General features: G+C 58.1%; 14 protein-coding genes. 9 read left to right on the top strand and 5 right to left on the bottom strand.

Annotated elements, in window-relative coordinates; translation table 11 throughout:
- Window positions 1-57: 57 nt before the first annotated feature.
- The gene (locus VK574_RS02120) at window positions 58-594 is read right to left on the bottom strand and encodes an MmcQ/YjbR family DNA-binding protein (RefSeq protein WP_472798151.1); all 537 of its coding nucleotides are present in this window, start codon (window positions 592-594) and stop codon (window positions 58-60) included.
- Window positions 595-705: 111 nt separating this feature from the next.
- On the opposite strand from VK574_RS02120, the gene VK574_RS02115 reads away from it, so the two are divergent.
- The 3 genes from VK574_RS02115 (at window position 706) to VK574_RS02105 (ending at window position 2,535) form a co-directional block, all read left to right on the top strand.
- Window positions 706-1,062, top strand: a complete 357-nt coding sequence (locus tag VK574_RS02115) for a PadR family transcriptional regulator (RefSeq protein ID WP_472798150.1) — start codon at window positions 706-708, stop codon at window positions 1,060-1,062.
- Between the two features lie 10 nt (window positions 1,063-1,072).
- The gene (locus VK574_RS02110) at window positions 1,073-2,119 is read left to right on the top strand and encodes an HAAS signaling domain-containing protein (RefSeq protein WP_472798149.1); all 1,047 of its coding nucleotides are present in this window, start codon (window positions 1,073-1,075) and stop codon (window positions 2,117-2,119) included.
- Between the two features lie 101 nt (window positions 2,120-2,220).
- Window positions 2,221-2,535, top strand: a complete 315-nt coding sequence (locus VK574_RS02105) for a hypothetical protein (RefSeq protein ID WP_472798148.1) — start codon at window positions 2,221-2,223, stop codon at window positions 2,533-2,535.
- Here the strand turns inward: VK574_RS02105 and VK574_RS02100 are convergent.
- Genes VK574_RS02100 through VK574_RS02090 form a run of 3 tightly spaced genes read right to left on the bottom strand, consistent with a single transcriptional unit; the run spans window position 2,501 to window position 6,805 of the window.
- Window positions 2,501-3,901 (bottom strand): dicarboxylate/amino acid:cation symporter, encoded by a 1,401-nt coding sequence (locus VK574_RS02100; RefSeq protein ID WP_472798147.1) that lies wholly within the window; start codon window positions 3,899-3,901, stop codon window positions 2,501-2,503. The two genes, VK574_RS02105 and VK574_RS02100, sit on opposite strands and share 35 nt — an antisense overlap.
- A 6-nt stretch (window positions 3,902-3,907) precedes the next feature.
- Window positions 3,908-5,107 carry a threonine synthase gene (locus VK574_RS02095; protein ID WP_472798146.1) on the bottom strand — a complete coding sequence of 400 codons (1,200 nt, stop codon included), beginning with the start codon at window positions 5,105-5,107 and terminating at the stop codon, window positions 3,908-3,910.
- Window positions 5,108-5,161: 54 nt separating this feature from the next.
- Window positions 5,162-6,805, bottom strand: coding sequence for an adenosine deaminase family protein (locus VK574_RS02090; RefSeq protein ID WP_472798145.1), 1,644 nt, complete (start codon window positions 6,803-6,805; stop codon window positions 5,162-5,164).
- A gap of 272 nt (window positions 6,806-7,077) precedes the next feature.
- On the opposite strand from VK574_RS02090, the gene VK574_RS02085 reads away from it, so the two are divergent.
- From VK574_RS02085 to VK574_RS02075, 3 genes are all read left to right on the top strand, one after another.
- On the top strand, window positions 7,078-7,968 hold the full coding sequence (locus VK574_RS02085; RefSeq protein WP_472798144.1) for a metallophosphoesterase: 891 nt from the start codon (window positions 7,078-7,080) through the stop codon (window positions 7,966-7,968).
- 182 nt (window positions 7,969-8,150) lie between these two features.
- The gene (gene kduI, locus VK574_RS02080) at window positions 8,151-8,981 is read left to right on the top strand and encodes a 5-dehydro-4-deoxy-D-glucuronate isomerase (protein ID WP_472798143.1); all 831 of its coding nucleotides are present in this window, start codon (window positions 8,151-8,153) and stop codon (window positions 8,979-8,981) included.
- A gap of 67 nt (window positions 8,982-9,048) precedes the next feature.
- A complete protein-coding gene (locus VK574_RS02075; protein ID WP_472798142.1) occupies window positions 9,049-11,592 on the top strand; it encodes a zinc-dependent metalloprotease in 2,544 nt (847 codons plus the stop codon).
- A 102-nt stretch (window positions 11,593-11,694) separates the two neighbouring features.
- On the opposite strand, the gene VK574_RS02070 is transcribed toward VK574_RS02075, so the two are convergent.
- Window positions 11,695-11,907 (bottom strand): hypothetical protein, encoded by a 213-nt coding sequence (locus tag VK574_RS02070; protein ID WP_472798141.1) that lies wholly within the window; start codon window positions 11,905-11,907, stop codon window positions 11,695-11,697.
- 724 nt (window positions 11,908-12,631) lie between these two features.
- Here VK574_RS02070 and VK574_RS02065 point away from each other — a divergent pair.
- The 3 genes from VK574_RS02065 (at window position 12,632) to VK574_RS02055 (ending at window position 19,233) form a co-directional block, all read left to right on the top strand.
- On the top strand, window positions 12,632-16,516 hold the full coding sequence (locus VK574_RS02065) for an Ig-like domain repeat protein (RefSeq protein WP_472798140.1): 3,885 nt from the start codon (window positions 12,632-12,634) through the stop codon (window positions 16,514-16,516).
- 383 nt (window positions 16,517-16,899) lie between these two features.
- Window positions 16,900-18,429, top strand: coding sequence for a carboxylesterase/lipase family protein (locus VK574_RS02060; RefSeq protein ID WP_472798139.1), 1,530 nt, complete (start codon window positions 16,900-16,902; stop codon window positions 18,427-18,429).
- A gap of 216 nt (window positions 18,430-18,645) precedes the next feature.
- Window positions 18,646-19,233, top strand: a complete 588-nt coding sequence (locus VK574_RS02055) for a c-type cytochrome (protein ID WP_472798138.1) — start codon at window positions 18,646-18,648, stop codon at window positions 19,231-19,233.
- Window positions 19,234-19,248 lie beyond the last annotated feature (15 nt).

The raw sequence follows: 19,248 nt of genomic DNA, 5'->3' as shown, positions 1-19,248 counted from the left end.
AGCACGATCTCTGGGAGCCCAAAAGTCTCGAATGCGAGAACTGGGAACATCCAGATGCTAACCCGCCGTCTTTTTACTCTTGCCTCTATCGCCGGGTGCCCCATGTCTCGATTTTGAGACATGGGAGACCGCAGACCTTCCGCGACTGGAACTCGCACTCTTGACAACTTTCGCAGGCAACTTCCGCCCTCGCTTGCGTTCGCCGATTGCCTTCTTACGCTCCTTCTCCGACAATGCCAGCAAAGTCTTCACCCGCTGCGGCAACTTTTCAAAGATCAGCGCATGCGCCATGCGCAGTTCTTCCTCAATCTGCCTCGGCCGCAGCGCATCCCACCGCACCAGCGTCACCCAATAGGCCTTTGCCATGTACGGCGAAGGAATGATGCCGTCCACTTCAAGCAATTCGTAGAACCGTTCGGACCCGCAGTGAAACCACAGCACCCCGGTGCCGGTCCCGTCTAAATCCGTCATGGCAAACATCTTGCCACCAATATCGCGATCCCCTGCCCAATACACCAAGTGATGGCCCCAGTTCACCGTCTCCGCCACATGCGGCAGCGCCATGCAGATCGCCCGGATGCGTTCGTTATCCATGCCCGAAATTCTAAGCCCCTGTGAAACTGTGCAAAAAATCCCAAAAAATCTACTTGACGCCATACACTAGTTGTCATACAGTATGTGAAGTACAGTATATGAGGCACAGCAATGACCGTAGCTGAAAACCTCTTTGAAAGCCTTCGTCTCGAGCTTCGCCGCGGAAGCCTCACGCTCGCCGTCCTGGCTCAGCTTCGCCAGGAGCATTACGGCTACACGCTCCGCAAGGACCTCGCCGAACGAGGCCTCGAGATCGATGAAAGCACGCTCTACCCGCTTCTTCGCCGCCTCGAAACACAAGGCCTGCTGGTAAGCCAGTGGCGCGAGGAAGACAAGCGAAACAAGCGCTTTTATCACCTTTCACCGGAGGGCGAACAGATCCTCGCCCAGCTGCTGGACGAATGGCAAACCATCAACGCTTCTATAAACCGCATCTTCGAAAACCCTGAATCCCAGAGCAGCAAGTAAGGAAACAGCCATGGACCTTCTCGACCGTTATCTCCAAGCCGTAAGAAAATACCTGCCGGCTCGCCGCCAGGACGACATCATCGCCGAACTGCGGGCCAACATGGAGTCGCAGATCGAAGACAAAGAGTCAGAGCTCGGTCGTCCGCTCACCCAGGGCGAAATGGAAGACCTTCTCCGCAAGATGGGCCATCCCATGCTTGTTGCTTCGCGCTATCAGCCGCAGCAATTCCTCATCGGTCCCACGCTCTTCCCGATGTATCTGTACGTGCTGCGACTCACCATGCTGTGGGCGTTCGTTATCTGCATGATTGTGACTGTCGTCGTCACCCCTCTCACATCGCCTGGCGCCAGGGCCATCTTCGAGTCTCTCCTGCGCATGCCGGGCATCCTCATCCAGACCGCGGCTTGGATCACCCTCGTCTTCGTGGCCCTCGACTTCTTCAGAGCGCGGTATCCAAACTCCTTTCCGACGTCCACCGGCATCTCCACCGGCGTCACAAAAAACTGGAATCCCAGTACGTTGCCGCCGCTCGAGAAAGACAGCAACCGGCCGGGCAAGCGCCGCTCGTTCGCTCAGGCAGTCGCTGAAATCATCTTCTCCTCCCTGTTCCTGGTGTACCTGCTCCTCATCCCGAGCCATCCCTTCCTGATGCTCGGACCTGGCGTTGTTTTTCTGAAGGTCATGCCATACGAGCTATCGCCGGCATGGTGGACATTCTTCTGGTGGATCATCGCCCTTAACATCGTGCAGATCGTCTCGAGATGCGTCGACCTCGTACGCAACACATGGCAGCAGCCCGGCCGCCTTCAGCAGATCGTCCTCAAGGTTTTCGGGCTCATTCCGGTCGTGATCCTGCTCATGGCTCCTGGCCACATCTACGTCTCACTCAAGAATCCCGCACTCGATCAGGCGCGCTACGGCCAGAACCTCGACCAGATCAACAACGGAATCCACTACGCCTTCGTCGTGATCTGCGCCATCGTCCTGTTGCAGCTCATCTTTGATGTAGGCAAGTGGGCCTGGGAGGCCCGCCGCGCTCGCCTGGCGGCGGAGTAGACCTCCCTTGTTTCAGCCATCGCGCGGCTGATGTCACTGGCCGCGCTCCATTGGATACCGCTTTATCACTCGCGGACGAGGGCGCCCGCATTGGAGGATTTATGCGCCGTCTGACTACGTACTTCAACTCTCTACTGCTTGGCGTGATTCTGGGTATGACTTTCGTGGCGATTGTCCATGCACCAATATCCCATCGGCACGAGAAGGTCCGCGCCCATGCCCTCACGATAGGCTACGAGATCGTCGGAGCAAAGGACCAGACAACTGTTCTCTTGATCGCGGGAACGACAATACACGTTGTGCGCCTGCCTGCAGGACTCTGCGCACACCTTGTGAACCAGGGTTGCGACGCGTCACCCTCGGTCACATCGGCCTCGCTCGTTATACCTGCAACTCATCAGCAGGTCGGGAAGTGAGGAGCGTGCCTTCCGTCTTGCCGATCACGGCGGCTGCCATGCAATTGCCGACGACATTCATCATCGTCCTGCCCATGTCCATCAGCGTGTCGACGCCAAGAATCAGCAGAATGGGCGCAGTCGGCAAATGAACGGCGCTCGCCGTTGCCAGTAGGACAACCAGCGACGCACGCGGCACACCGGCAATCCCCTTGCTCGCCGCCATCAAGACAAGCACCACTGCAAGCTCGCGGCCAAACGTGAGATGAATGCCCGCAGCCTGCGCCACGAAAACCGCCGCCATCGAGAGATATACGCTGCCACCCGTCATGTTGAAGCTATAGCCCGTGGGAATGACAAACGAAACAATCCACCGCGGCACGCCGAACTCCTCCATGCGCTCCATCGCCAAAGGAAGTGCAGCCTCCGAAGTCGTTGTCGCAAACCCAATCGCCGCAGGTTCGCCGACTGCGCGGATAAACCTGCCCAGCGGAACTCGAAACAATGCAAGGACCGGAATCATCACGAGCAGCGCGAACGCCGTCAGTGCGATGTAGTAAGTCACAACCAGCTTCGCCAACGGCAGAAGTGTCGCAAGACCGGTGCTGCCGACGGTGTACGCCATCGCGGCACCAGCAGCCAGTGGCGCAAGGTACATGACGATCCGCGTCAATTGGAACATCACATCGGCGAGCGATTGCAGCACCGAAACCAGCGGCGCTCGCTTCTTGTCCGGCAGCATGGCCAGCGCCGAGCCGAAGAGAATGGAAAAAATCGCAACCTGAAGAATCTGATTCTGCGCCACAGCCTGCGCGATGTTTTCTGGGAAGAGGTTCAGCACAATCTGCTGCCACGTCTGCGGAGCCTGTGCCGCCACTGGAGCCGCACCTTCCAGCGATGCGGGAATCACGACGCCCCAGCCCGCCCCCGAGAGATTCATGGCAACAACACCGATAATCAAGCCAAGTGTCGTGACGACCTCGAAAAGTATCAACGCCTTGATGGCGACACGGCCCACCGAGCGCAATTCGTTATGGCCTGCAATCCCTGTTGTGATTGTCGCAAACAACAACGGAGCGACGATCATCCTGATCAGGCGTAGAAACAGGTCACCAGGCAGTCGCACCTGCGCCGCCACGTGTGGTGCGTCAAGTCCGAGCTCGACTCCCGCTATCATCGCGAAGAACGTCCACACCATCAACGATGGCTTGCGATACGCGAACACGAGAAAGCACGCAACGCCGATCCAGCGAAGCGTCTCACCCGCGGCGAGAAAGTGCGCCAACGAAAGCGCGATGCCGGCAACCAGAAGCAGTACGCCCGCCGCAGCGAAAGCTTGTGCAATCCGGTCTGTGCTAGTGGCGCGCGTTGTCGTCGAACTTGTCATCGAGATCTATTGCGCCGCCGGACGCTTCAGCTTCATTGCTTCCGCCGTCACGTCTGTGTACTTGAGCCCTGCCCCGGTGTTGAAGAGCACGACGCGATCACTCGGCCTCAGATATCCATTCGCGAGCAGCTTGTCGTAAGCGGCAGTCACGCTCGCCCCTTCCGGCGAAAGGAAGATGCCCTCGTTTCGCGCCCAGTCGAGAATCGATGCGAGGATTTCGTCATCACTGACCGCCATCGCAAGCCCGTCGGACGCGCGCACAATGTCGAGGATGATTGAGTCTCCATAGGGCTTCGGCACACGCAGTCCTGCAGCGAACGTCGCTGCGTCCTGCCACATCGTGCTTACCTTCGCACCATCGTCATAGGCACGCACCACCGGCGCACATCCCGACGACTGCACCGCGATCATCTTCGGCCGTTTGCCCGGTCGCACCCAACCGAGTTCTTCCATCTCCTCGAACGCCTTCCACATCCCGATCAGGCCGACGCCTCCGCCGGTTGGATAGAAAACTGCATCGGGGTACTCCCAGCCCAGTTGCTCCACCAGTTCGTAGCCCATCGTCTTTTTGCCCTCGACGCGAAATGGCTCCTTCAGCGTTGAGATATCGAACCATCCCTCCTGCTGCTTCCGCTCCTGGACAATACGTGCGCAGTCGGATATCAACCCGTTGACCAGTTCCACATGCGCGCCATAGGCAATCGCCTCCACGTAGTTGGCAAATGGCACATCGAGCGGCATGAAGATGTGCGCTTCAATCCCTGCTGCGGCGGCATAAGCCGCGAGCGCGCCTGCCGCATTCCCTGCCGAAGGCACGGCGAGTTTGCCCAAGCCATAATGCTTCGCCATCGTAACTGCCATTGCCAATCCGCGCGCCTTGAATGTGCCCGTCGGATTGGCGCCCTCTTCCTTTACGTATGCTCCACAGTGCCGTGTGCTCTTCAGCATCGGCGTCCATCCCTCGCCGAGCGTCACAGGAGTTACGTCGGGCAGCACCGAACGATAGCGCCACATCCCCGCCCATGGTCCCTCTGCGCCCTTTCCAATCACATCGGGCGCTTTGCTCCCTTTGAGATGAGAGAGGTCATAACGAACGAAAAGCGATCCGGCAGGCTGTGTTTTACATTGCTGGCAGACGGTCTGCGGTGTTTCGGCTGAGGTGTGCGCATGGCAGCGCGAGCATTCAAGATAAGTAATGGGCGGCATCGAATCGAAGACTCCACATACAGATTAGCGGGTGAGTATGTGCTGCGCGGAATTCTATTGGAACTTCGCTTCGAACTCGCGGAAGCGCCTTTCCAATTCCCACTGCGCCGCCGCTTTCTCATTGGCATCGAGAAAACTCTTGCACCCCGCTGAAGGTTTCGATCCGCCGAGAATCTGCCCCCTGCATGCAACAGCTGGCGCAGTGAAGACATCGGGCGCAGCCCACAGGCTTTCTCCGGGCAGAAAATTGTGTTCCATTCCGGTGCGCGCCAGCTGCTTCAGATCTGCGTAGCTCAGATGATAGTCATTCGCGGCTCGCACATATTCATGAGTAAGATTGATGCGGCTCACGCCCTGGTCATCTGTCGAGAGGGCCACCGGCACATGCGCGGCGCGATAGTACTGGAACGGGTGATGTTCGCCAGTGATCCCGAGAATGCCCTCATTCGAGCTCAGGTTGATCTCGACCATGACATGCTTCCTCGCCAACTCTTTCAGCAGGCCTTGAGCATCATCCTCATACATCGCATCAACACCATGCCCGATGCGCTCAGCATGTCCGAGTTCCACAGCCTGGCGAATGTGAAACTTCATGCCCTCGGGCGGCACCATTCCCGGCGCCAGTTCGCCCGCATGCAGGGTGATATGCACCTTTGGATAAAGACTGTGCAGATACTCCACCATCTTCATGTGCAACGTGTAGTCGCGCATCGCCACCATATAATCTTCCGGCTGCACGAAGTTGATGCCGACCCAATCGTCTGATCCTTGCTCGATCGCCTGTTGCACCGTTTCGAAGCCCAGCAGTGTCTGCGCGAATACCTGCTCCGGCGAGAACGCGCGCAGAACCTGGTAAATGAAACGCACCTGCACCCGACATGCACTCACAGCCTGCGGGGTTCCGCAATGCTGGATTTGATTGCGTGACTCGATGGCCGCCTTTACATCCGCACGATCAGCGGCGATTTCATCCCTCAGACCACGATCAAGCAGCGCCTGCCGCGTCTGTGCAAGGTCCGGATGGAATCCCACCTCGTGCGCAATCCGCGCGGCATGTCCGAAGGACGGGGTTTCCATCAACTCGAGATACTGATTGTTCTCAGAATCGGCACGGCGCGTGATTTCATCGATCCACTGACCCGTATGGATTTTGTCGAGCCCGCCAAAACGATCGAAGGTCGAGAAGAACTGATCGTGCCCGCTATAGCCAGGCGTCGGCACAAAGTTGCGCATCGAAAACGCGTTGATGACTCTGTCATACAGCCCCTGTTGTGCTGGTGTCAGGGTACTTCCATTCAATTCGCTCGCAGGTACCAATGGTGGCATGCATGGTTCATTTACGGTCTTGCCCTGTTCATTGCGTGCGAACTCCAACTTCGCGGGATCAATACAAACCTTGTCTTCAGCGGCCACGCGGATCAGCGTCTCCGCATATACCCCAGCGCCGAGATGAAAATGCAGATCCGCGCCTTTCGGAAAATCAGCGAGAAAGGCCTGAACCGCCAGCGGCCCTTCACGAACTGCAGCCTGGTAAGCCCGCGATGTACGGCTGTCCGCCGTGCTCGCCACGGGAACCGCCGCTTTCGTTGCGCCAGTTTCAGGCACAGCGGCCCAAAGATCGGCTGTGTGAGCTGAAAAAACGAGTGCAGTCAGCGCGATGGAAGCCAACTCGAACAGCTTTAATGGTGACAAACGCATGGTTGCACTCCAGTGTAAGGGGTCATTACGAGGTTCGCACTTCCATTCTTCCAGCAGCGCCTTTGCTGCAACTCCTCGAGTTCAGCGGGATTCAGGACCTGGAATTGAGAATCCCACGAATGGTGTACGGCCTATCTCGCGGCTCGACATACACTCTTCTTGAATCCTGCATCTAACAAAATGAGATCGAACTTGCGGGAATGCCAATCTGCTTGGAACAAATCAGCTTCTCCTAGATTCACTCCGAAAAATCTAAGATCGGTCAAAAATACATGGCATCATCCGTGGCTGGCTTGAATGAGCAGGTTGTTTCAAGACGGTCTTTTCTCAAGGGAGCTCTCTGTGGCGCAGGCGGCCTCGCCCTCTATGCAGGCGAATTCGAGCGGCATTGGCTTGAGGTTGTCAAAAAAGACATCGGAATCCGCGGGCTTTCGGCTGAATTTGACGGCTTGACCATTGCGCAACTCAGCGACATCCACCTGGACGAGTTCACCGAGCCGTTTCTGCTGCGGGAAGCCATCGATGCGGTCAACCGGGCCAATCCGGACATGGTTTTGCTTACGGGCGACTATGTCACCGCGCAGGTCTTGCCTGCGAAGCTAACTGTCGACGCGGCCTGGCAATGCGGCAAAATGCTTAGCAGTCTCCAGTGCAAGCAGCGATATGCCATTTTTGGCAATCATGATATCTGGGCTGGCGAGGAACACGTTGGCGAAGCCCTGAAGTTCCACGGCATGACCGTGCTTCGCAACGCGTATGTGCCCATTGAGCGCGGGGAAAGCAGGATCTGGCTTTCGGGGCTCGATGATCCGTGCGATGGACAACCGGACCCCGACCAGGCGATTCCTTCCCGAATTCGAGACGTGGCCAACGAACCGATCATCCTGATGTGTCATGCGCCGGACTATGTCGATCAGTTGCGCAAGCAGCCGGCAGGTCAGGCCGTCTCCCTGGTTCTGAGCGGGCACACCCATGGCGGCCAGGTGCGATTGCCGGTCCTCGGCCCTTTGTGGCTTCCACCCGGCGGACGCAAATACGTTGAGGGACTCTTCCAATTGGGGACGACGCAACTCTACGTGAACCGCGGCATCGGCAGCGTGGGAGCCCCCTTTCGCTTCAATTGCCGTCCCGAAATCACTCTCTTCACGCTCCATTCCATCTGAACCTCACGAAACTTCTCGGCTTACTAAGGCCCCTGGTGTTATTCCTGCTTTCGAAGCAATGGCGATCCCGCTGGCCGGAACAGCGCCTAAACTATTCCTATGGAGTTCAATGCCGGCTGTGATAGACCGGAAGTGCTAGTTCCTGGAAATATGCGAATTCCTCGCTTGAGTCGTGCAATTCCATGAAGACACTTTTGCTTGCGGACCCTGTCCGTTTTCCGCGCATGACAACTCGGGAGCTTCGAGAATCCTTTCTGATCGACAATCATGCGCGTCCCGGAGAGATTCACTTGACCTACGTGGATCTTGACCGAGCGGTCGTCGGCTTCGCGGTGCCCACGGATGGACCGATACTCCTGAACGCCACCCCAGAGTTGCGCGCAAAGTTCTTCACGGAGCGGCGCGAACTCGGTGCGCTGAACGTCGGGGGCGAGGGCCTGGTTCACGTGGGTAACTCGACGTATCCGCTTAATAACCTTGACTTGATTTACATCGGCCGCGACAATCCCGAGATCCTCTTCGAATCCAAGTCAAAGGAACCTCCTGCCGTCTTCTACATCCTCAGCTATCCCGCCCACACGGCCCATCCCGTCACGCTGGTCAAACGTGAGTGCGCTCAACCAGCAGACCAGGGAAGCTCCGCTCAAAGCAATCGCCGCACGATTTACAAGTACATCCACGCTGGGGGCGCAAAGAGCTGCCAGCTCGTGATGGGTGTGACACACCTGCACGAGGGAAGCACCTGGAACACGATGCCTGCACACCGGCACATGCGCCGCTCCGAGGTCTATTGCTACTTCGACGTGGCAGAGACTGCGCGTGTCTTCCATTTCATGGGGCCGCCGGAGGAGACCCGCCACATCGTGATGTCTGATCGCGAGGTTGCGGTCTCACCAGGGTGGTCACTTCACGCCGGTGCCGGCACCCAGGCATATAAGTTCTGCTGGGGCATGGGCGGCGAAAACCAGGATTACGCGGACATGGACCCCGTAAAAATTGAGGACATGCTCTAAGCCAACACCGTCTCTCGCTTGATTTGAAATCTCTCCGCCACCGCGCCGAGCCGTGATAGAAGGAAACATGGCCAAGCTTCCCATTCTTGCCCTGCTCATTTTTCTAATTCTCGCTTCTGCGCAAGGCGCCAAGCCCGCGGCCCCAGCCGGGGAGCCGGCGGCACCGCCCACGGTTCAGGAAAAAATCGCCGGCATGAAGCACTTCGACGGACTGATTCCGCTCGACTGGGATGCCAGGACCGGCAAGCTCTATTTTGAGATCCAACATCTCGGCCCTGACAGAAAGTCACCCGACATCGTTTATGTAACTTCCCTTCCATTCGGAACCGGTTCGAATGATCTCAGCCTCGATCGCGGACAGATCTCGGAGGGCCGCCTCGTCTATTTTGAACGCAGCGGCCCCAAGGTGTTGCTCGTTCAACCCAACCTGGCCTTCCGCGCGTCGAGCAGCGACCCCGCTGAACAACTTGCGGTGAAGCAGTCATTCGCCCAGTCGATCCTGTGGGGATTCAGTGTTGCCGCCGAGTCGCCGGATGGAACCGTGCTTGTCGATGGAACGGATTTCTTTCTGCACGACGGCCACGGAATCGCCGACAGGCTGACGAATTTGAAACAGGGCTCATACCGCGTCGAGGCTGCGCGGTCGGCCATCGCTCTCGACGACACAAAAGCTTTTCCAAAGAACACTGAGGTAGAAGCAGAGCTCACATTCACCACCGACGCACCGCCCAAGGGCGAGTATGTCCGCAACGTCACGCCGGACCCGCACGCCATGACGGTCCGGGAGCGAACCTCGTTCATCGAACTGCCTCAGCCGGGATTCGTATCGCGCCGCTTCAATCCCCGCGCCGGCTACTTCCCGACCGGCTATCGCGACTACACGGCACCGCTCGGCGATCCGCTCGATCAGCTCTTCATCATCCACCATCGGCTGATCAAGCAGGACCCGAATTGCACCACGGAGTGCAAGGCCGTGACGCCGATTCAGTACTACGTGGATCGTGGTGCGCCTGAGCCGGTTCGGACCGCGTTGCTCGAAGGCGCACGCTGGTGGGATCAGGCCTTTCAGGCAGCAGGATGGGCGAAGGGAACGTTTCGCGTCGATCTTCTCCCTGAGGACGCCGACCCGATGGACGTCCGCTACAACATCATCCAGTGGGTTCATCGTTATACCCGTGGCTGGAGTTATGGCGCAGCGGTCGTGGATCCGCGCACCGGAGAGATTATCAAGGGCAACGTCACCCTCGGTTCGCTGCGAGCGCGCCAGGACTACATGATCGCCGAGGCGCTCCTGTCGCCCTACGGTTCACCTAAGGACACCGCCGACCCGGCCGCCAATCCGATGCTGCAGATGGTGCTCGCGCGTATCCGGCAGCTATCGGCGCATGAAACGGGGCACACGCTCGGTCTCGCGCACAACTTTGCCGCCTCGATGGTTTCGCAGAGCGACAGCGTGATGGATTACCCGCATCCCTACATGAAGCTCGACAGCAGTGGACATGTCGACGTCTCTCATGCGTATGCAACCGAAATCGGCGACTGGGACAAGGTGTCCATCAACTATGGCTATCGGGAATTTGCTCCGAAACTGACTGCCGACGAGCAGCAGATTGCGCTCGACAAAATTCTCTCCGATGCCGACCATGCAGGGCAGATCTTCATCACCGATGAAGACGCGCGTCCGTTCGGCTCTGCGCATCCGCACGCTCACCTGTGGGACAACGGCGCCGACCCCGCCGAGGAACTTGAGCGCGTCCTGTCCGTTCGAGCAGCGGCATTAAAGCATTTTGGCGAGAATGCCATCAAGCCGGGCACGCCCATGGCCGAGTTGGAAAAGACACTCGTCCCGCTTTACCTGTTTCACCGTTATCAAACCGAGGCAGCTATCAAGGAGATCGGCGGACTCGATTATCGCTACAACCTGCGGGGCGACGGTCTCCCCGATCCTTCGATTTTTGATCCGGTGCAACAACGCAAGGCGCTTGACGAGGTCCTCAAGACGCTCAAGCCGGAGACGCTGACCCTGCCGGACTCGATTCTCAAGATTCTGCCACCGGTCCCTCCCGGTTATCCGCGCACACAGGAGTCCTTTCCCTCCCACACCGGGCTCACCTTCGATCCGATCGCCGCCGCCGAATCTGCGGCCGATCTGACCCTTGGCGTGCTTCTCGATCCAGCGCGGGCAAGCCGCCTGATCGAGTACCACATGAGAGTTCCTGCATCTCCATCGCTCCGCAGCATTCTGGAGGCAGTTTCATCCACTGTCGCTGAACGCCCCGAAGCAGGACACAGCATGTCATCAGAAGTGGAGCGCGCCGTCGAGGTTCGCGCCGTCGAAGCGATGCTGGCGCTGGCAGTCAATCCCGCCGCCTCGAGCCAGGCACGCGCCATCGCTAGCTGGCACATGCGCGACTTGCTCAAGCAGTGGACTTCGACTCCGATGCCGCAGGATACTGCCGAAGCTATTCACCGCGCAGCGTTAATCGATCGCGTCGAGCGATTCACACATGACCCCGACAAGTTTGTCCCAGAGAAGCCCATCGAGGCTCCTCCGGGTATGCCGATCGGCGATGACGATGAAGCTCTCCAGCCCGACACCAATCTCCAATAGGAGTCCACGACGAGCCGGCCTTAGCTCTGCGAAAAAGGCAGACCGGCAAGCGTCATCTGGTATTCGACGGCAACTAATGCGCTCGAGGAAGTCGATAGGCTTCTAGGCCAGGACCTTCGTATCTTCCACAGGGAAGCGAACGGGAGCAGCGGGGCGGCAAGAGAGTGCAGATTCAGCCTCATTGATGCGGCGAACGAGGATTCCCCTGAGTTTGCCGGCTGCTTCGTTGTCCAGGCCAAGGTGCGAGTACTCTTCCATCACGTCAAGGGCGTATCGAAGCTCATTCACAAGGTCGGGATTTGAGGTGGCATACATAATGTTCTAATTATAACTCCTCACACTGGGTGCTATATCGGTTTTCCAGGGCCGTTTTGTTGTTGAGCGCATTCGAGTTAGAGCCTGTGTCTTATAACGTCTGCGCGTCCCTTTCTTGAATGCCTAACATTGTGTGCAAGAGCGCGAATCCGACACGCACGCCTTCAATTTGATGCTCTACCCTCTGAGCTACGAAGCCGCGACTTGGTGGACCTGGAGAATATTGAGCTCTCGACCTCCGGATTTCAAATGCGCGCTCTACCAACTGAAGCTACAGGCCCACATATTAGTTTGTTGGAGGAAAGGGATGGAGTCGAACCCACTAAAACGTGATCCACGATTAACCCTCATCTGCACATTCAGAACGTGCAGTCCTCAACAGTTGAACGAACCGGGAACGATGCAAAACAGTTTGGCTCCGGGAGTCAGATTCGAACTGACGTCTCGCTGCTTAACAGGCCGCCGCTCTACCGCCGAGGTCAGCGCCCACTAAACTAAAAATCCTCTGGCCTATGGTTTCACTCTTTGTGCAAGGAGTTATCCCTCGCGGACCCACTTTTGTTGTATGATTCGGCCAATCAAACTTCACTGCACTTGCGAATTGACTTCGTCGGTGATCTGACTGGCCGGAATTCTCAAATGCAGGTCGTCATGCAAATTTTGGGGCATTCAGAAAGCGATCGAGGAATGCCTGAGATGAACATATTTTCTTTGGGGATCGCTCATGCCTGCTGCACTTCGTACTTCTCTTATTGCCCTGGTCATTATCACCGCATTCGTTTCCGGCGCGCAGTCCTCTCTCTTCGCGCAGTCCGCGCCTGCCTTGATCACCCAACCGGTCAACAATGCAAATCGCATTCGGCTGATCGGAAACGTTCATCCTCTCGCGCGGGCCCAATACGATCAAGGCGAAGCTCCATCCGATCTCATGCTGCATCGCCTTCTGCTCGTGCTGAAGCGCAGCCCCCAGCGCGAAGCGGCTCTGCGCTCTCTGATCGAGAACCAGCAGTCGCAGTCCTCTCCCGATTACCATCGGTGGCTCACGCCGCAGGAATTCGGCGAACGATTCGGAGCCGCTGAGAGCGATATTACCGCTCTCACGCAATGGCTCTTGCAAAACCGTCTCCAAGTCACTGACGTCAGCACTGGTCGCATGTTCCTTGAGTTCTCCGGTACCGCTGGCGACATCAAGGCAGCCTTCGGAGCTCCCATTCATAGATTTACGGTCAACGGAGCAGATCACTGGGCCAACATCTCCGATCCCACCGTGCCTGCTGCTCTTTCTCCCGTCATCGCTGGAATCGATTCCCTGCACAGCTTCCGGCGCGAGCCCTCCAATGCTCCCGTGCTCCAGCACCCTCCCCAGGGGAACTCGTCCCTCGAACAGCTGCAGCCTCAGTACACATTCAATAACGGACAAGGAAACTACTACCCGCTTGTTCCTTTCGACTTCGCGACTATCTACGACGTGCTTCCTTTGTGGGATGCCACACCCACTCCGATCACCGGAGCCGGCCAGAATATTGCCATCGTCGCACGCACCGACATCGATCCCGGAGACACGACCACCTTTTGGCAGGTCTACGCCCTCGACGGAATCCACGCTCCCAAGCCGACTCTTGTGCGCACCTACAATGGCGTCAGTCCCGGTATCAACGAAGACGAGTCGGAAGCAGACATCGACACGCAATGGTCCGGTGCCGTCGCGCCCGGCGCCACCATCAACCTCGTAATCTCCGCTTCCACCGAAACCACTGACGGCGTTGATCTCTCCGCGCTCTATATCGTGGATAACAATCTCGCCCCGGTCCTGAGCCAAAGTTACGGCCAGTGCGAAGCCGGCATGGGGACAGCGGGAGTACAGTTTTACGGCACTTTGTGGGAGCAGGCCGCGGCGCAGGGAATCACCGCGGTGGTTTCTACCGGCGACAATGGTGCCGCCGGCTGCGACAATCCCTCGACCGTAGCCAAAAATGGACTCGCGGTAAATGGGATTGCATCGAGTCCCTTCAATACGGCTGTCGGGGGTACCGACTTCAACCAAAACCAGACCTGGACCACCTACTGGAACGTCACCAACGATCCAGTCACGCACGCATCAGCGAAAGGCTACATTCCCGAAACCACATGGAACGACTCCTGCACCAACGGCCTTCTCCAGCAACTTCAGGGAGGCGCCGCCTCGGTCGAACAAAACTGCAACAACACAGCCTTCAACGGTTTTCTCAATTCGACCGGGGGCAGCGGCGGCAAAAGCTCATCCTGGCTCAAGCCCACGTGGCAGACCTCCACTCCCGCTGACAACGCACGCGATCTCCCCGACGTTTCCCTCTTCGCGAGCAATGGCTTTCTTGGTAGTTACTATCTCGTTTGCCAGAACTACCTCAACAACGACTGCCAGAACCCGAACGTGGGCTTCGGTGGTACGTCGGTCTCGGCTCCAGCATTCGCTGGAATCATGGCAATGGTGAATCAGAAAACTGGATCACCCCAGGGCGTCGGTGGCTTGGTCCTCTACAAGCTTGCCGCGCAGCAACCCGCAGCCTTCCACGACGTTCCCGCCGGCACTACCATTGCCATGCCCTGTGTCACCGGCTCTTCCGGCTGCAAGACCACCACCCCCTCTGACGCCTACGGAGTCCTTTCGGGATATGACACTGCCTCTGGCTTCGATCTCGCCACCGGCCTCGGTTCCATCGATGCAGCCTCTTTCGTCAACAACTGGAGCAAGATCTCGTTCTCGCCTTCATCCACGAACCTCACACTCAACGGAGGCACTGCCGTCAATGTGCAGCACGGTTCATCGGTCCCGGTGGGAATCCAGGTCGCCCCTGCGGTCGCCACCGGCGACGTCGCGCTTATGGCCAGTCCCGGTCAGCCCGGCGATCCTGGCTTCGCCTCCTTCAAACTCGCCGGCGGAGCGATCACCGGTTCCACGCAGTTGCTGCCCGGCGGCAGCTACAGTGTGATGGCCCACTATGGCGGCGATACCGCCTACGGCGGCAGTTATTCCAATACCGTTCCCGTTGTCGTCGCCGCGGAACAGAGCAAGATCTTTGCCAATCTCATCGCCATCAACATCAACGGCAACATCGATTCCCGCTCTGCCACCGGGGGAACATACGGTTCCGGTTGGACACTCTTCCGTGCGGACATCGGCAACGCTGCCGCGACCTACTCCATCGGCGGAATCTCGAGCACGTGTTCGAATCACACTGCCAGTTGCCCCACAGGATCCATCACGCTCGCGGCTCCCGGCACCGCTCTAGATAGCGTCAGTCTCGCTCTCAACAACCAGGGCATGGCAGAAACCCAGCCGCTGACACCAGGCAACTACGCCATCACGGTCACGTATCCCGGCGATCCCAGCTATGCCTCCAACAAGGCGTCCACCAGCTTCGTCATCAACAAGGCACCCACGACAGCGAGCGCGGCTGTCGGCCCGCTGACAGTGGACTACGGCAACTACAACCAGGTAGACGTCGACATCAGCACGCAGAGCAATGGTGCCGCTCCCACCGGCACCTTCCAGTTCTTTGTCGATGGCTCTCCAGTTGGAAGTCCAGTCCCCGTCTACGAAAGCAGCGGATATCAACCGACCAATACCAGCACTCCCTTTGCCTGGGCTGACGCTCAGTCAGAAGCAGCCTTTACGAGTGTCGGAAGCCACACACTCTTCGCGCAGTATTCAGGCGACGGAAACTACGCCGCTTCCACCAGTCCTACCGTACCGGTCAACGTCACCAAGGCGCAGCCCCTCATTCTTGGATGGGGATGGGGCACGCCCACCGCTGCAGTCGGCCAAACCGTCTCTCCCACGGCCAACATCACAGGCTCGCAGTTCGGCGTCGAGCCCACCGGGACGTTCACGTTCTACGACGGCAGCAACCTGATCCAGGCTCCCATCACGACGTCCTCCGCTGGCCAGCTTCTTACTGTATCCACAACCTACACCTTCACTACCACGGGGTCCCACAGCCTCAACTTCTCTTATTCGGGGGATTCCAACTACCTGCCTGTCCAGACTGTGTTCGGAGACACGATCAATGTTGCTGGTCCGGTAAGCGTCGCACCCACCGGCAATATCAACATCCCCAGCCCGGGACAATCCGGAACCACGACGCTTTCTGTCACCCCTAATAACAATTTCTCCGGTGCTGTGACCCTTTCCTGCGTAGCCTCCGCCCCCGAGAGCAAGTGTGCGCTCAGCAGCGGAGCGACTTCTGGATCGTCAATCCAAATCAACGTGAATGGATCCGCCGTTGCCGTCACGATGAACGTCTCAACGACCGCTCCGACGACCGCCGCCGCCGAGGAGAATCCTGGAATCATCAACGGCTTCCGTCCCATCGCCTTGGCCGGAATCCTGCTCATCTGCATTCCTTTGGCGCGTCGCAGGAGTAAGGCGTGGCTCGTACTCATCTCTCTTGCCGTCCTGTGCGGTCTTGGTGCATGCGGAGGTGGCGGCGGCAGCCCCAGCGGAAGCGGAGGTAAAGTTATCGACGCCGGCACTTCTCCCGGATCCTATAACTTCATCGTGAATGCTACTACCGGCACCGGTGCCAGCCAGATCGTCACCGCAGCCCAAGTTGTGGTGTTGGTCCAATAAGCAACCCGCACAGGGAACATTGGCCAGCTTGCGGCGATTTCCCCTTCGATCGAATTCGCCTTTGTTCCAAATGCAAGTGAGTCGATTCCTCAAATTCCTTCCGTATGAAGCGCAGCATGTGCATGCGAGCACAATTGTGGCATCAGCCGTGTCTAAGGATCACCAGAGTCTAGGGTTCTGACTTCCAATTGCTGGAAACTTGAGCAATATTGCTCAGCGCGAATGCACCAGGATGTCGGTAGCATGCACGCAGAGATTCAAGATGGAGCCTCCGGCTTTGCCCGCCCACCATGCAGAGGTTTGAGAAACAACTATCCCGCCCTCTACGAAAGAACTCCAAGAAGAAGGACCCGTTGCAGAATCAATGGAAACTCGCATGTTTGGTGGCAGCGGCGGCAAGTCTGTCCGCCGCCGGCATCTCGCAACAAGTCTTGACGGATTCCGGAGCGATATCCGGGGTCAGCGCGAACGGCTTGAGTGTCTATAAAGGAGTTCCCTTCGCCGCCGCGCCGGTCGGCGACCTGCGTTGGCGCCCACCGATGCCTGTCGCACCATGGACTGGGACGCGCAAAGCGGATGCGTTTGCGCCTGCGTGCATGCAAGTTGGTGTGTCGATGCCGGGCGAGGCGCCGCCAGAGGTAAGCGAGGATTGCCTCTACTTAAATATCTGGACACCGGCCAGTGGCCCGCATGATCGTCTGCCGGTGATCGTCTGGATCTATGGCGGCGGATATATCAACGGATCGGCATCGATGCCCTTGTACTGGGGTGACGAGCTTGCACACAAAGGCGTCATCGTTGTCACCATCGCCTATCGACTTGGCCCGCTGGGCTTTCTTGCGCTTCCTGAGCTGACACAGGAGTCCCCGCACCACTCGTCGGGGAACTACGGCCTGATGGACCAGATCGCTGCACTTGAGTGGGTGCATAAAAACATTGCAGCCTTTGGCGGCGATCCGGACTGCGTGACCGTTGCGGGTCAATCCTCGGGTTCAATATCGGTGAGCATCCTCATGGCCTCGCCCCTTGGGAAGGGCTCGTTCCAGCGCGCCATCGGCGAGAGCGGCGGCCTGTTCGAGCCGTTGCAGCTCGGACCACAGTTCCTTTTGGCCAATGCAGAACGCGACGGAGGGAAGTACGCAGTCTCGGTGGGAGCGCCCTCGCTCAAGGAGTTGCGTCGGCTGCCCGCGAGCCAACTTACAGGGAATGCAGGAGGCATCGTTCATGCGGTGATCGAACCGTATGTTCTTCCCGCCTCTCCATACGAGACATTTGCTTCGGGACAGCAAAACGATGTCCCACTGCTGATCGGCTCGAACGCCGACGAGGCGCGTGCGATGGTGGATGTCTCCCACGAGACGGCCGCGACTTTCTCTAGCGATCTGGAGCATAGAGTTGGCCAGCTTCCCCCAGCGCTAATTGCGGCATACCCTCACACAACCGACGAAGAGGCGCAGCAGGCGCAGCTCGGCCTCGAGCGCGATCTTCGCTTTGGCTGGGACATGTGGGCTTGGGCGAGGTTACAAGCAGGAACTGGCAAGCGTGCTGTCTTTTACTACTCTTTTCGACAGAAGCCACCGTTCCCCGCTGGCTCTTTTTATGCGGGTTGGGGCGCGAGCCATTTCGCCGAGCTCTGGTATGTCTTTGACCATCTTGACCAGGCGCCCTGGAAATGGAGCGCGGGAGATCGGAAATTGGCTGGCGAGATATCAAACTATTGGGTGAACTTCGCCAAGACGGGCGATCCGAACGGCGCTGGGCTTCCCATGTGGCCAGCATTCATCAACACTGAAAGCAAGGTCCAATACCTCGCCGATCCCGTCACCGTCGGTGGAGTCGCGAACATACATGGCTTGACTGCATTCGACTCAGTCTACTCAACAGTGCGCGGCAAGCCGTTTGCAGCACGGTGAAGTGAGCTCGTTTTGGAGTTGCTTTTCGCTTGTGGCCGGAAATGCTCGATAATGGACAGTGCCCCATGCCAGAGGCCGCGACGCCGCATCAAACAATGAATGCCCAGCGGTATCGCGAACGTTGGTGGCGCGACGGCTACGGCGTTCGACGACCGATTCACGGGGATCGAACAGTGAATCGGCTTCTGGCCAAAGTCCCTTGAATGGAGACTCCAAATGATCAGGTTTCTCGTTGGATTTCTGACCGCGGTCGTTTTGGTTTTGCTGGTGGTGTTTTGCTATGTGCGCTTTGGATTTGTCGACCCTCGCGCGGACACCGAGCCAGGTTCGCTGGAGACGAAGCTTGCCATGCCGGCTCTGGATGCTTCAGTAGATCGGCGCGCACCCGATGTGAAGAATCCCATTCAGCTCAACGAGGAAAACCTGCTTGCCGGCATGAAGATTTATCAATCCGATTGCGCGGGTTGCCATGGCGATATCTCTCACAGCCATTCTCCGTTTGGCGATTCGTTCTATCCGCGCGCACCCCAATTCGTTGAGGATGCGCCAGACATGCCGGAGAATCAGAACTTTTACATCATCCAGCACGGGGTGCGTCTAAGTGGGATGCCAGGGTGGAAGACGAGTCTCAAGGAATCAGAAATGTGGCAGGTGACTACCTTTTTGAGCAACATGGATAAGTTGCCGCCACACGTCCTGGCTGCCTGGAAGACTGCTGCGGCCGAACCCGGAGCGGCGGTTTCTGCAGATGCGGGAGCGAAGCCCGCAACAAAAGACAAGCGCATGGATATGTCCGGGCACTGAGTCTTCTCTCGATGC

It is taken from the genome of Occallatibacter sp. (assembly GCF_035317045.1).
Taxonomy (GTDB): domain Bacteria; phylum Acidobacteriota; class Terriglobia; order Terriglobales; family Acidobacteriaceae; genus Telmatobacter.
Note: the sequence above shows the minus strand (reverse complement) of the source record. Positions and strands in the feature narration are given on the sequence as shown.